The 13,065-nt window shown below is 63.4% G+C and carries 12 protein-coding genes; 11 read left to right on the top strand and 1 reads right to left on the bottom strand.

The genetic code is table 11. From position 1 onward, the window contains the following. The first annotated feature begins 180 nt into the window (after positions 1–180). Together NLN62_RS42220 and NLN62_RS42215 are read left to right on the top strand one after the other, a co-directional pair. On the top strand, positions 181–732 hold the full coding sequence (locus NLN62_RS42220; protein WP_254112551.1) for an NADPH-dependent FMN reductase: 552 nt from the start codon (positions 181–183) through the stop codon (positions 730–732). A gap of 226 nt (positions 733–958) precedes the next feature. Continuing rightward, on the top strand, positions 959–1,276 hold the full coding sequence (locus NLN62_RS42215; protein WP_027522649.1) for a septum formation initiator family protein: 318 nt from the start codon (positions 959–961) through the stop codon (positions 1,274–1,276). On the opposite strand, the gene NLN62_RS42210 is transcribed toward NLN62_RS42215, so the two are convergent. Continuing rightward, positions 1,273–2,286, bottom strand: a complete 1,014-nt coding sequence (locus NLN62_RS42210; protein ID WP_254112545.1) for an ABC transporter substrate-binding protein — start codon at positions 2,284–2,286, stop codon at positions 1,273–1,275. The genes NLN62_RS42215 and NLN62_RS42210 overlap by 4 nt on opposite strands. A gap of 290 nt (positions 2,287–2,576) precedes the next feature. Here NLN62_RS42210 and NLN62_RS42205 point away from each other — a divergent pair, with 290 nt between their 5' ends. The 9 genes from NLN62_RS42205 to lpdA all read left to right on the top strand — a co-directional run bounded on the left by NLN62_RS42205 (position 2,577) and on the right by lpdA (position 12,975). Continuing rightward, positions 2,577–3,536 carry a GAF domain-containing protein gene (locus tag NLN62_RS42205; RefSeq protein ID WP_027522651.1) on the top strand — a complete coding sequence of 320 codons (960 nt, stop codon included), beginning with the start codon at positions 2,577–2,579 and terminating at the stop codon, positions 3,534–3,536. A gap of 291 nt (positions 3,537–3,827) precedes the next feature. After that, the gene (gene adh, locus NLN62_RS42200; RefSeq protein ID WP_027522652.1) at positions 3,828–5,345 is read left to right on the top strand and encodes an aldehyde dehydrogenase; all 1,518 of its coding nucleotides are present in this window, start codon (positions 3,828–3,830) and stop codon (positions 5,343–5,345) included. A gap of 130 nt (positions 5,346–5,475) precedes the next feature. Further along, a complete protein-coding gene (locus tag NLN62_RS42195) occupies positions 5,476–6,873 on the top strand; it encodes a glycerophosphodiester phosphodiesterase family protein (RefSeq protein WP_027522653.1) in 1,398 nt (465 codons plus the stop codon). A gap of 169 nt (positions 6,874–7,042) precedes the next feature. Next, positions 7,043–8,065 carry a pyruvate dehydrogenase (acetyl-transferring) E1 component subunit alpha gene (gene pdhA / locus NLN62_RS42190; RefSeq protein WP_027522654.1) on the top strand — a complete coding sequence of 341 codons (1,023 nt, stop codon included), beginning with the start codon at positions 7,043–7,045 and terminating at the stop codon, positions 8,063–8,065. Between the two features lie 29 nt (positions 8,066–8,094). Beyond that, complete coding sequence (locus tag NLN62_RS42185; protein WP_027522655.1) at positions 8,095–9,480, top strand: pyruvate dehydrogenase complex E1 component subunit beta; 1,386 nt, start codon at positions 8,095–8,097, stop codon at positions 9,478–9,480. A 3-nt stretch (positions 9,481–9,483) separates the two neighbouring features. Then, the gene (locus NLN62_RS42180) at positions 9,484–9,789 is read left to right on the top strand and encodes a DUF5076 domain-containing protein (protein ID WP_027522656.1); all 306 of its coding nucleotides are present in this window, start codon (positions 9,484–9,486) and stop codon (positions 9,787–9,789) included. A 2-nt stretch (positions 9,790–9,791) separates the two neighbouring features. After that, the gene (locus NLN62_RS42175) at positions 9,792–9,992 is read left to right on the top strand and encodes a hypothetical protein (RefSeq protein ID WP_254112543.1); all 201 of its coding nucleotides are present in this window, start codon (positions 9,792–9,794) and stop codon (positions 9,990–9,992) included. A 66-nt stretch (positions 9,993–10,058) separates the two neighbouring features. Further along, positions 10,059–11,411, top strand: coding sequence for a pyruvate dehydrogenase complex dihydrolipoamide acetyltransferase (locus NLN62_RS42170; RefSeq protein WP_027522658.1), 1,353 nt, complete (start codon positions 10,059–10,061; stop codon positions 11,409–11,411). Between the two features lie 142 nt (positions 11,412–11,553). Further along, positions 11,554–12,975: a dihydrolipoyl dehydrogenase gene (lpdA, locus tag NLN62_RS42165; RefSeq protein ID WP_027522659.1), complete on the top strand. Its 1,422-nt coding sequence runs from the start codon at positions 11,554–11,556 to the stop codon at positions 12,973–12,975. Positions 12,976–13,065 lie beyond the last annotated feature (90 nt).

Here is a 13,065-nt window from a genome sequence, read left to right as displayed (position 1 = left end):
GGTTCGGTTCTTAGAGTCAGTTGATCGGGCCGCCGCCTGGCGGCCCGATTGTTTTGGGCGACTGGTCGCTTTTGCGAAACGCTGCGTTTCCAAATCGAAACGGTTCATGCACTTGCATCCTCCCGCGGAGGTGGATTAAGTGCGCCGGCCTGTTTCCCGCTTAGAGGTTCAAGGACAACCATGGCCTACAACATCGTCACGATCGCCGGCAGCCTGCGCAAGGAAAGCTTTTCGCTCAAGATCGCCAACGCGCTCGCAAAGCTCGCGCCGGCGTCCCTCAAGCTCGAGGTCATCACGCCGGCGGGTATCTCGTTCTTCAACCAGGACCTCGAGGGCGCCCCGCCCGCCGACTGGCTGGCTTTCCGCGAAAAGCTCCAGAAGTCGAACGGCGTCCTGTTCGTGACGCCTGAATACAACCGCGCAATCCCGGGCGCCCTGAAGAACGCCATCGACGTTGCCTCGCGGCCCTATGGCAAGAGCTCGTTCAACGGCAAGCCGGTCGGCATCGTCTCCAACTCGCCGGGTCCGCAGGGTGGAGTGAGTGCCGCGAAAACGCTCCAGAACATCCTGCCGGGCATTGCGGGGGCAATCATGCAGCAGCCCGAGACCTATCTGAACGCAGTCGGCGACGCCTTTGACGCCGCAGGCAACCTGACCAAGGACTCGCTGAAGACCGTGCTCCAGCAGTACATCGACGCCTTCGCCGCGCACGTCGGCAAGCATCAGGGCTGAGTGAGACGCCTGCGGCCGCGTTATAGATCCTCATCCTGAGGAGGCGCGAAGCGCCGTCTCGAAGGATGGCCGCGGGGAAGACCCGGGCCTTCATGGTTCTCCCGGCGATGCGTAGCATCGTCCGGAGACGGCCGCTACGCGGCCTCCTCACCATGAGGGTCTGGTAGTCGGGCAGGGCGCTCCCAAATTAGCGTTCCCTTAACCAACCTGTCCCATCTTGCCGGACATGGTCACCCGTGCGCGCCTGAAATCGATTCTGACCGGCCTTGCCCTCTACACCATGGCGGCCGCGATCGTCGGCTATTTCGGCATCAACGCCTATACCGGCAAATACGGCCTCAACGCCCGCCAGGAGCTCGACCAGGAGATCATCGCTCTGACCAGCGAGCTTGCGCGGCTGAAGCGCGAGCGCGCCGAGGGCGAGCAGCGGGTGTCGCTGCTGCGCTCGGAAAAGATCGACCCCGACATGCTGGACGAGCGCGCGCGCTTCCAGCTCCAGTTCGTCAATCCGCACGATCTCGTGCGGATGAACAATTCGAACTAGAGTGTCGCCAGCTGCGCCGCGCCCTTGGCGAGGACGTCGCTGAAACTCGTGTCCCAGAATTTTGCGACGTCGGTCTGCGCGTCGAGCACGCCGAGCTTGAGGAAAGTGTCGGCCACTTTCTGGTGGGTCTCCGGTACATCCGGCGTGACGCCCACGAGTGAGAAATCGGCGCTGCGATGGGCGAACTGATCGAGGATGTCCTCGATCGGCAGATGCGTTTCCGCGACCTGCGCCGTCGCATAGACCTGGAAATTCTTGTTGGCGAAGGCATAGGCGCGCTGGATCCGCAGCAGGAAGTCGGCGAGCGCCGCATGCCGCAACGGATCGTCGATCGCCTTCGGATTGGCATAGATCGGAAAATTTCCGGAGAGATAGCCGACGCCGGTCTTGAGCAGGCGCGCGCCCTGTTTGGAGATCGCGAGCTGGCCGTTGTAGCCGTAGATCGCCCAGGCATCGAGCTTGCCGGAGGAGAAGGCCGAGTAGCCGTCCGATGGCGTCAGGTTGATGGCCTCGATGTCGTTGAAGGAGAGGCCCGCTTCCTCGAGCTGCTTGGCGAGGAAATAGTGCGCGGTCGTGGCGCGGACGTAGCCGACCTTCTTGCCTTTGAGATCGGCAATCGAATGGATCGGCGCGTCCCTGGCCGCGACGGTGACCTGGGTGTTGAGGTCTTCGTGGGTGACTGCGATGAAGCGCACGCTGGCGTTCTTGCGTGCGGCGAACATGGCAGGAATTTCGCTGCCCGAGCCGAGATCGAGCGCATCGCTGTTCAGCGCCTCGATATGCAGCACGCCGTTGTTGAGCTCCTTCCAGTCGATCTTGTAGGGCGTCTTGTCTTCGCCGGCAGCCCGGAGCAGGGCGGGCCAGCCGCCCTTGTAATAGGCGACGCGCAGCGTGACGCCGCTGAGATCGATCTCTGCCGGCTTGCCTTGCGCTTTCGCGCTGCCCGCAACGAGTCCGCCTGCTAGCGCGCCGAGCAGGGAACGTCTTGAGAGTGAGAACGGGCTGGTCACGACGGCTCCTGCTGAAAGTCTCTTGATGCTTCCAGCATAGGTGACGCGCTGTTTGCGCTCTATTCTGTTTTTCGATCGCCGCGTGAAACGCGCGTTCCAACTTTTGCTACGGTGCGGTGTTATTCGGTTTTTTGCGCCTATGTCGAAGGTCGTAAGTGGATGCGGCACTTCCGTCTTGACGGCAACGGCGGTGCGGGTTCATGCCTTCTTGCGCGCGGCATTTTCAGGATTGACGCAGATCAATCGGGCTACGCCGGCAGCATCTAGACTGCCATCGGGAGGAAACAGTGATGAATGGGCAAATGCACCCGCATCACGCGGCCCGTGTGGAGGCCGCCATTGCGTCAGGCCAGGCGGCACGCTCCGCGCTCGTGGCCTCGTGGTGCCGTTCCTCCCGATTGCACCATCTCGATCCCGGCGGCCGACGGCCGCCGATCCGCCTCACCGAGGCCGAGCTATACCATGCGCGCGAGCGGATCGCGCCACTGCTCAATGCTGCCCAGGGCGCGATGGACCGTCTCTACCAGGCAGTTGGCGCTGCCGGCTGCTGCGTGCTGCTTGCCGACGGCGAGGGCACCCCGGTCGATCGTCGCGGCACGCCGGCCGACGACTCCACGTTCCAATCCTGGGGCCTGTGGACCGGCGCGCTCTGGAGCGAGGAGCATGAGGGCACCAACGGCATCGGAACGTGCCTCGTCGAGCAGCGGCCGCTGACCATCGACCGCGACCAGCATTTCTTCACCCGCAACACGCTTCTGAGCTGCACCGCTGTCCCGATCTACGATCATGACGGGATGCTGGCTGGCGTGCTCGACGTCTCCTCCTGCCGCGCCGACCGCACCGACGCCTTCGCCAATCTGATCGCGCTCGCCGCGGGCGAGGCGGCAAAGCGTATCGAGGCTGATCTGTTCCGCAACGCCTTCGCCCATGCCCGCATCGTGCTGACGCCGTCAGCCGACGGCCATGGCGGCGGTCTCGTCGCGGTCGATGCGGACGATCTCGTGATAGGCGCGACGAGATCCGCCCGGGTCGGACTCGGGATCGCGCCCGGCCGCCCGTTGCAGCCGGTGCCCGCAGCCGATCTTCTCGGTGGCGATGCCGCGCGCGACCACCTCGCCGGTGGCCAGCGCGCGGTCTTGCAGCGGGCGCTGTTGCGCGCGGGCGGCAATGTTTCCGCCGCCGCCAAGGCGCTCGGCGTCAGCCGCGCCACGCTCCACCGAAAGCTCAAGCGCTTCGAGCTGAAGCACTGAGCGTTTGCTCGTTTCCTCAATCGTCATTGCGAGCGCAGCGAAGCAATCCAGAATCTTTCCGCGGAGAGACACTGGAGTGCTTCGCTGCGCTCGCAATGACGATGTGGCTCAAGAGCGCGCTTCTCAGGATGATGTCTGAATGCGTGAGGGCTGCTTCACCTGTCGCAGAACTGCGACAGGTCGCTTCCGTCATCGCTTTCATCCGGGCTGACAGAAAACGACTCCCGCTTCATCGTCTGCGCAAGTCGTGAACACACGACGATCACGCAAACAGCAACATCGGGAGTGAACATGAACAAGGTTGAATTCCTCAACGTCGCACAAGTGCCGTTCGCCGCGAAGTATGACAATTTCATCGGCGGCAAATTCGTCGCGCCGATCTCCGGCAAATATTTTGACAACGCCTCGCCCGTGAACGGTCAGGTCGTCTGCAAGATCGCGCGCTCTGATCACCAGGACGTCGAGGCCGCGCTCGACGCGGCGCATGCCGCCAAGGCCGCTTGGGGCAGCACCAGCGTTGCCGAGCGCGCCGCAATCCTGAACCGGATCGCCGACCGCATGGAAGAAAACCTCGAGCGGCTCGCGATCGCCGAGACCTGGGACAACGGCAAGCCGATCCGCGAGACCCGCGCCGCCGACTTGCCGCTCGCGATCGATCACTTCCGCTATTTCGCCGGCGTCGTGCGCGCACAGGAGGGCTCGATCGGCGAGATCGATCACGACACGATCGCCTATCATTTCCATGAGCCGCTCGGCGTGGTCGGCCAGATCATCCCCTGGAACTTCCCGCTGCTGATGGCGTGCTGGAAGCTCGCGCCTGCGCTCGCCGCCGGCAATTGCGTGGTACTCAAGCCCGCTGAGCAGACGCCGGCCTCGATCATGGTCTGGGCCGAGATTGTCGGCGACCTCTTGCCGCCCGGCGTGCTCAACATCGTCAACGGCTTTGGCCTCGAGGCCGGCAAGCCGCTCGCGTCCAGCCCGCGCATCGCTAAGATCGCCTTCACCGGCGAGACCACGACAGGCCGGCTGATTATGCAATATGCCGCCCAGAACCTCATTCCCGTCACGCTCGAGCTCGGCGGCAAATCGCCCAACATCTTCTTCAAGGACGTCACCGCCGAAGACGACGACTTCTTCGACAAGGCGATCGAGGGCTTCGTGATGTTCGCGCTCAACCAGGGCGAAGTCTGCACCTGTCCGAGCCGTGCGCTGGTCCATGCGGACATCTATGACCGCTTCATGGAACGAGCGCTGAAGCGCGTCGCGGCCATCAAGCAGGGCGATCCGCGTGCTGCCGACACCATGATCGGCGCCCAGGCCTCGGGCGAGCAGCTGGAGAAAATTCTTTCCTATATCGACATCGGCAAGAAGGAAGGGGCGAAGGTCCTCGCCGGCGGTGGTCGCGCGAGCCTCGGCGGCGATCTCTCGGGCGGCTATTACGTCCAGCCGACCGTGTTCCAGGGCCACAACAAGATGCGGATCTTCCAGGAGGAGATCTTTGGGCCGGTCGTGTCGGTGACGACCTTCAAGACCGACGACGAGGCGCTCGCGATCGCCAACGACACGCTCTACGGTTTAGGGGCCGGTGTCTGGAGCCGCGATGCCAATCGCTGCTACCGCTTCGGCCGCGCCATCCAGGCCGGCCGGGTCTGGACCAACTGCTACCACGCCTATCCCGCACACGCGGCGTTCGGCGGCTACAAGCAGTCGGGTGTCGGCCGCGAGACCCACAAGATGATGCTCGATCACTATCAGCAGACCAAGAACCTCCTGGTCAGCTACAGCCCGAAGAAGCTCGGCTTCTTCTGATCGGCGGAGAGGGCGGCGCCGCCTTCGTCATCCGTCCGTCAAAGAATTGGGACAAGACGAGGGGCCGAGCTATTCAGCTCGGCCCCTGTCGCATTCGAAGCGATGCGACGCAAGAAACGGAGGCTTGGCCATGAAGGACAGTCGGTCACAACGGAAGTCGGGTGTTGGAGCGATGCTGTTCGGCGTGGCGGCTTTGGCATTGCTCCCGGCATCGACGGCCTTCGCGCAGACAAGCCCGGCGCCCGCCGGCGCCAAGCCCTTTTCGACCCTCGACGGAAAGCCGCCACTGATCCTCGGGCATCGCGGCCTGCCGGGGCTGGTGCCTGAAGAGACCGAGGCATCGTATGATCTCGCCGCAGCCCTCGGAACCGACGCGCTCGAAGAGGACCTGCACCTGACCAAGGATTGTGTCCTGGTCGCACGTCACAACCCTTGGCTGAACGACAATACCAACGTTGCCGAGGTGGCGAAGACCAATCCGGCGGTTGCCGCCCGCAAGCGCACGGTACCCGGTGTCCTCGTCAAAGTGAAATGGGCCCAATCTCCCGCCAGCGGGCCTGGTGAATACCTCACTGATCTCACCGATCCGGCCGACCCCAAATCGGTGCTGAAATCGCTGATCGTGGACGGCGAAGACCATACCAACGATTGGTCGATCACCGACTTCACCATGGCCGAGCTGAAGAACTGGATCGCCGGCACCACCTATGATGCGGCCAACGAAAGGCCGAAGGTCTTCAACGGCAAGTTCCCGATCATCAGTTTCCAGGACATCATCGACATTGCCAAGGCCAAGAGCAAGGAGACGGGGCGTCCCATCGCGGTCTATCCGGAGACCAAGAATCCGACCTGGAACAATGCCCAGGCGATCGCCAATGGCTGTGGCGCGCCCGGCAGCCACCCGCTCGAGGATGCCCTGATCAAGATCATCAAGGACAACGGCCTCAACGCGAGGGATGCCCCGATCCTTGTTCAGAGCTTCGAGCCTGGCAGCCTGAAATACATGCGCAGCCATGGCCTTGAGACGCGGCAGGTCCAGCTCATCGATGGCAACGGTGTCGACTTCAGGAACGGCAAGGTCCTCAATGACAACATCACCAATTCGCGTCCGTTCGACTGGACGCTTTCGGGTGACGCGCGCTTGTACGATGCGATGCTAACCTCCGAGGGCCTTGCGGAGATCAAGACCTATGCCGACGGCATTGGTCCGTGGAAGCCCTATATCGTTCCGCTCAAGATTTCGCCGTGGAAGGACAGCAACGCCGATGGCTCTCCCTACAAGGGATCGACGCCGGACGCTTCGACGCAGGAAGCGACCAGCCTCGTTGCCGACGCGCACAAGATCGGCCTGTTCGTGCACGTCTTCACTTTCCGAAACGAGAAGAAGTACCTGGCTGGCGACTATCACGGCGATCCAAGCCTTGAATATCTCAAATTCTTCCGTCTCGGCGTCGATGGGGTCTTTACCGACTTCACGCATACCGGAGTTGGCGCCCGCGCCGCCTATCTTCGAGAACTCGGCTGGTGAGGCCGGCTTGGCGGAGAGCTAATGTTGCCTGATCGGCGCCAAAGGTTTTGCAATATTTCGGCCACGTTGCACTGCGGCATAACGAAAAGCGCGCCATGCAGCCACAGTGCTTTCGCGCGCGATTGAGTTAGGTTAGAGAGGGCTTAGTTTTCTCTGACCCGGAATTCCTATGGCCGCACCCAAGAAAGCCGCCGCTAGCGCTCCCCAGGACAAGACCAACGGCGGCTCGCCCCCGGAATTCACCAGAGAGCAGGAGCTCAAGGCGCTCCGCGACATGCTCCTGATCCGGCGATTCGAGGAGAAGGCCGGCCAGCTCTACGGCATGGGTGCGATCGGCGGCTTCTGCCACCTCTATATCGGCCAGGAGGCCGTGGTGGTCGGCATGCAGATGGCGCTGAAGGACGGCGACCAGGTCATCACCGGCTATCGCGACCACGGTCATATGCTCGCCACCGGCATGGAGGCTAACGGCGTCATGGCCGAGCTCACCGGGCGCCGCGGCGGCTATTCCAAGGGCAAGGGCGGCTCCATGCACATGTTTAGCGTGGAGAAGAAGTTTTACGGCGGCCACGGCATCGTTGGCGCCCAGGTCTCGCTCGGTGCGGGCCTTGCTTTCGCCAACCATTATCGCGGCAACGACAACGTCGCCGTCACCTATTTCGGCGATGGAGCGGCGAACCAGGGCCAAGTCTATGAGAGCTTCAACATGGCGGAGCTCTGGAAGCTGCCAGTGATCTTCGTCATCGAGAACAACCGCTACGCCATGGGCACAGCGGTGTCGCGCGCCTCGGCGCAGCAGGATTTCTCCAAGCGCGGCCTGTCCTTCAACATCCCCGGTCACCAGGTCGACGGCATGGACGTCCGTGCGGTGAAGGCTGCGGCCGATGAGGCAGTCGCCTGGTGCCGCGCCGGTAAGGGCCCGGTCATCCTGGAGATGCAGACCTACCGCTACCGCGGCCACTCGATGTCGGACCCTGCAAAATACCGCACGCGCGAGGAGGTCGAGAAGGTTCGCCACGACCAGGATCCGATCGAGCAGGTGCGCAACCGCCTCCTGGCCGCCAAAGTGAGCGAGCAGGATCTCAAGGCGATTGACGCCGAGGTCCGCGACATCGTGAATGCCTCCGCCGACTTTGCCCAGCATGATCCCGAGCCGGATGTGTCCGAGCTCTGGACCGACGTTTACCGCTAAAAGCGCGCAAGCTTTCTTTTGGAGTTGATATGCCAATTCAAGTGCTGATGCCCGCGCTGTCGCCCACGATGGAAAAGGGCAACCTCGCCAAATGGCTGAAAAAAGAGGGCGAGACGATCAAGTCGGGCGACGTGATCGCCGAGATCGAGACCGACAAGGCGACCATGGAGGTCGAGGCGACCGATGAGGGCACGCTCGGCAAGATCCTGATCCCCGAAGGCACCGCCGACGTCGCCGTGAACACGCCGATCGCGACGATTCTCGCCGACGGCGAGAGCGCCGCTGATCTTGCGAAAGCTCCGGCGCCTGCGAAGCCGGCTGCAGAAGCCGCGCCGCCTGCGCAAGCCAAGAGCGAGGCGCCTGCGCCGAAAGCTGCACCCTCGGCTCCGGCCGCCGTCGCCGAGCCTGATCCGGAGGTGCCCGCCGGCACCGAGATGGTGAAGCAGACCGTCCGCGAAGCGTTGCGCGATGCGATGGCCGAGGAAATGCGGCGCGATGCCGACGTCTTCGTGATGGGTGAAGAGGTCGCCGAATATCAGGGCGCCTACAAGGTCACGCAGGGCCTGTTGCAGGAATTCGGCGCCAGGCGCGTCATCGACACGCCGATCACCGAGCATGGCTTTGCCGGCATCGGCGTCGGCGCCGCGATGGCCGGCCTGAAGCCGGTCGTCGAGTTCATGACCTTCAACTTCGCGATGCAGGCGATGGACCAGATCATCAACTCCGCCGCCAAGACGCTCTATATGTCCGGCGGCCAGATGGGCTGCTCGATCGTGTTCCGCGGCCCCAACGGCGCCGCTGCCCGCGTCGCCGCCCAGCACAGCCAGGATTACTCCTCCTGGTATTCGCACATTCCGGGTCTGAAGGTCGTCGCGCCGTATTCGGCCGCGGATGCCAAGGGCCTGCTCAAGGCCGCGATCCGCGATCCCAATCCGGTGATCTTCCTCGAGAACGAAGTTCTCTACGGCCACACCGGCGAAGTGCCGAAGCTCGACGACTATGTGATCCCGCTCGGCAAGGCGCGCATCGTGCGCTCGGGCAGCCACGTCACGATCATCTCGTGGTCGAACGGCATGACCTATGCGCTGAAGGCGGCGGACGAACTCGCCAAGGACGGCATCGAGGCCGAGGTGATCGACCTGCGCACGTTGCGGCCGATGGACACCGAGACCATCGTCAACTCCGTGAAGAAGACCGGCCGTGCCGTCACGGTGGAGGAGGGCTGGGCCCAGAGCGGTGTCGGCGCCGAGATCGCCGCGCGCATCATGGAGCATGCCTTCGACTACCTGGACGCGCCGGTGACGCGCGTTTCGGGCAAGGACGTGCCGATGCCCTATGCCGCGAACCTGGAGAAGCTCGCGCTGCCCTCGGCAGCCGAAGTGGTCGAGGCCGCCAAAGCCGTCTGCTACAGGTAGACCATGGCAGCGCCCAAGGAACAGCCACTTCCACCTGACGTGATTGGACGCGAAGACGCGATCGAGATTTTGCGCGTGTTCGTGCTCGACGGCGGGCTGTCGATGGCGTTCCAGCGGGCCTTCGAGGAGCCCGACATGTGGGGCCTCCTGCTGGTCGATCTCGCTCGTCATGCCGCGCGCGCCTATGCGCGCGAGAGCGAGATGAGCGAGGAGGAGGCGCTGGGCCGAATCCTCGACATGTTCGAGGCCGAGATCGAGCGTCCGACCGACATGGGCACCACGACGCCGCGCGGGCAGAAGGGGCACTGAGCGTGGCGGTCGAATCCTATCACTACGATCTCATGCGGGAGGCGATCGGTGAGGCCGAGGCCTTCCCCGGCTCCAAAGACATTCTCGACAAGTTCGGCATCCCCTGGATCGATCTTGCCGACGACCGCTCCATCGCCATGATGAAGTCGTGGCGTTCCAATCCCGCCAATGAGCGCCCGTGGCAGGGCGACATCGGCAACTAATCCTTGTCTGTTCGTCTTCCGGTGGGTCGGGAGACGACGTTTTGAGAAGTTCTTCGTGAGGTCAGCATGCCCATCAACATCCTGATGCCCGCTCTTTCGCCAACGATGGAGAAGGGCAACCTCGCCAAGTGGCTGAAGAAAGAGGGCGACAAGGTCAAATCTGGCGACGTCATCGCCGAGATCGAGACCGACAAGGCCACCATGGAGGTCGAGGCGATCGACGAAGGCACGATCGCCAAGATTCTCGTGCCCGAGGGCACGCAGGATGTGCCGGTGAACGATGTGATCGCAGTGCTCGCCGGCGAGGGCGAGGACGTCAAGGCCGCGGGCGCTGCCAAGCCCGCCGCGTCGGCTGCGCCGCCGAAAGCTGCAGAAGCTCCGGCCGCTGCACCGGCTCCGGCGCCCGCACCCGCTGCGAAGGCGGCACCGGCTCCTGCTGCTGCTCCCGCGCCACAGGCCGCCGCTCCGGCCGCGAAGGGCAACGGCCAGGGTGGCCGCGTGTTCTCCTCGCCGCTGGCGCGCCGTCTCGCCAAGGACGCCGGCATCGAGATTTCACTTGTGACGGGCACTGGCCCGCATGGCCGCGTCGTCGCGCGCGACGTCGAGCAGGCCAAGTCGGGCAAGGGCCTGAAAGCCCCGGCTGCTGCTCCGTCAGCCGCGCCGTCGATTGCGCCGACCATGTCCGACAAGCAGATTTTGGCGCTGTTTGAGCCGGGCTCCTACGACATCGTCCCGCATGACGGCATGCGCCGCACCATCGCGCAGCGCCTCACCGCGTCGATCCAGAACGTCCCGCACTTCTATCTCACCATCGATTGCGACATTGGCAAGCTGCTGGTCGCGCGCGAGGAGATCAATGCGGCTGCTCCCAAGGACAAGGAGAAGAAGCCGCTCTACAAGATCTCGGTCAACGACTTCGTCATCAAGGCGATGGCGGTCGCGCTCCAGAAGATCCCGAACTGCAATGTGAGCTGGACCGAGTCCGGCATGGTCAAGCACCACCATTCCGACGTCGGCGTTGCCGTGGCAATGCCCGGCGGCCTGATCACGCCGATCATCCGCAAGGCCGAGACTAAGACGCTCTCGACAATCTCCAACGAGATGAAGGATTTTGCAACGCGTGCGCGCTCGCGCAAATTGAAGCCCGAGGAGTATCAGGGCGGCACCACCGCGGTGTCGAACCTCGGCATGTTCGGCATCAAGGACTTCACCGCCGTGATCAACCCGCCGCATGCGACGATCCTTGCGGTCGGCACCAGCGAGGAACGGCCGGTGGTTCGCGGCGGCAAGATCGAGATCGCGCAGATGATGAGCGTGACGCTGTCCTGCGATCACCGCGCCATCGACGGCGCGCTCGGCGCCGAGCTGATCGGTGCGTTCAAGCAGCTGATCGAAAACCCCGTCATGATGATGGTCTGACGAAGCGAATTCGCGTCGTCATTGCGAGCGAAGCGAAGCATTCCAGGACGTGACCGGCAGACTGGATTGCTTCGTCGCAAGAGCTCCTCGCAATGACGGTCTCGAACATTGAGACCGGTTGAACGGGAACGAGCGCAAAAGCATGGCCGACACATCCTTCGACATCATCATCATTGGCTCCGGTCCCGGCGGCTACGTCACCGCGATCCGCGCCGCGCAGCTCGGCTTCAAGACCGCGATCATCGAAAAATCCTATCTCGGGGGCATCTGCCTGAACTGGGGCTGCATCCCGACGAAAGCGCTGCTGCGCTCGGCGGAGATCTACCACTACATGCAGCACGCCAAGGATTACGGCCTGTCGGCGGAGAAGATCTCGTTCGATCCGAAGGCGGTGGTGCAGCGATCGCGCGGCGTCTCGAAGCGGCTGAACGACGGCGTCGGCTTCCTGATGAAGAAGAACAAGGTCAGCGTGATCTGGGGCGCCGCCTCGATCGATGCGCCCGGCAAGATCACGGTGAAGAAGTCCGACGTCGAAGGACCGAAGGGCTCGCTGGGCGAAGGAACCTATCAGGCCAAGCACATCATCGTCGCGACCGGCGCGCGGCCGCGCGTGCTGCCCGGTCTCGAGCCCGATCCGAAGCTGGTCTGGACCTACTTTGAGGCCATGATCCCCGACCGGATTCCGAAATCGCTCCTCGTCGTCGGCTCCGGCGCGATCGGCATCGAGTTCGCGTCCTTCTTCCACACCATGGGGTCCGACGTCACCGTGGTCGAGGTGCTGCCGCAGATCCTGCCCGTCGAGGACGCGGAGATCGCAGGCCTCGCGCGAAAGCGTTTCGAGAAGATGGGCATCAAGATCATGTCCTCGACCAAGGTCACGAAGCTCGACAAGAAAGCCGACAGCGTCGTCGCCACCATCGATGACGGCAAGGGCAAGCCTGTCACCACCGAGTTCGACCGCGTGATCTCCGCCGTCGGTGTCGTCGGCAATATCGAAAATCTCGGCCTCGAAAAGCTCGGCGTCAAAACCGACCGCGGCTGCATCGTCATCGACGGCTACGGCAAGACCAACGTTCCCGGCATCTACGCCATCGGCGACGTTGCCGGTCCCCCAATGTTGGCTCACAAGGCCGAGCATGAGGGCGTGATCTGCGTCGAGGCGATCAAGGGCCTGCATCCGCACGCCATGGACAAGAACATGATCCCCGGCTGCACCTATTGCCATCCGCAGGTCGCTTCCGTCGGCCTCACCGAAGCCAAGGCCAAGGAGAATGGCCGCGAAATCCGCGTCGGCCGCTTCCCCTTCGTCGGCAACGGCAAGGCGATCGCACTCGGCGAGGACCAGGGCCTCGTCAAGGTGATCTTCGACAAGAAGACCGGGCAGCTTCTCGGCGCGCACATGATCGGCGCGGAGGTCACCGAACTGATCCAGGGCTACGTCGTCGCGATGAACCTCGAGACGACCGAGGAAGAGCTGATGCACACGGTCTTCCCGCATCCGACGCTGTCGGAAATGATGAAGGAAGCCGTGCTGGACGCGTATGGAAGGGTGCTGAATATCTGACCGGCGCGCGCCGGCAGCCATCAGACCCGTCATCCTGAGGTGCTCGCGCAGCGAGCCTCGAAGGATGAACGGCCGAGATGTTGCAGTTGG

This window comes from Bradyrhizobium sp. CCGUVB23, assembly GCF_024199885.1.
Classification (GTDB): Bacteria; Pseudomonadota; Alphaproteobacteria; order Rhizobiales; family Xanthobacteraceae; genus Bradyrhizobium.
This window is presented reverse-complemented; position numbering and strand designations above follow the sequence as displayed.

Coding starts and splice junctions, on each gene's coding strand:
- NLN62_RS42180 (WP_027522656.1), top strand. CDS start 9,484: ATGGCAGCGCCCAAGGAACAGCCACTTCCACCTGACGTGATTGGACGC.
- NLN62_RS42220 (WP_254112551.1), top strand. CDS start 181: ATGGCCTACAACATCGTCACGATCGCCGGCAGCCTGCGCAAGGAAAGC.
- lpdA (WP_027522659.1), top strand. CDS start 11,554: ATGGCCGACACATCCTTCGACATCATCATCATTGGCTCCGGTCCCGGC.
- NLN62_RS42170 (WP_027522658.1), top strand. CDS start 10,059: ATGCCCATCAACATCCTGATGCCCGCTCTTTCGCCAACGATGGAGAAG.
- NLN62_RS42195 (WP_027522653.1), top strand. CDS start 5,476: ATGAAGGACAGTCGGTCACAACGGAAGTCGGGTGTTGGAGCGATGCTG.
- NLN62_RS42205 (WP_027522651.1), top strand. CDS start 2,577: ATGAATGGGCAAATGCACCCGCATCACGCGGCCCGTGTGGAGGCCGCC.
- adh (WP_027522652.1), top strand. CDS start 3,828: ATGAACAAGGTTGAATTCCTCAACGTCGCACAAGTGCCGTTCGCCGCG.
- pdhA (WP_027522654.1), top strand. CDS start 7,043: ATGGCCGCACCCAAGAAAGCCGCCGCTAGCGCTCCCCAGGACAAGACC.
- NLN62_RS42185 (WP_027522655.1), top strand. CDS start 8,095: ATGCCAATTCAAGTGCTGATGCCCGCGCTGTCGCCCACGATGGAAAAG.
- NLN62_RS42215 (WP_027522649.1), top strand. CDS start 959: ATGGTCACCCGTGCGCGCCTGAAATCGATTCTGACCGGCCTTGCCCTC.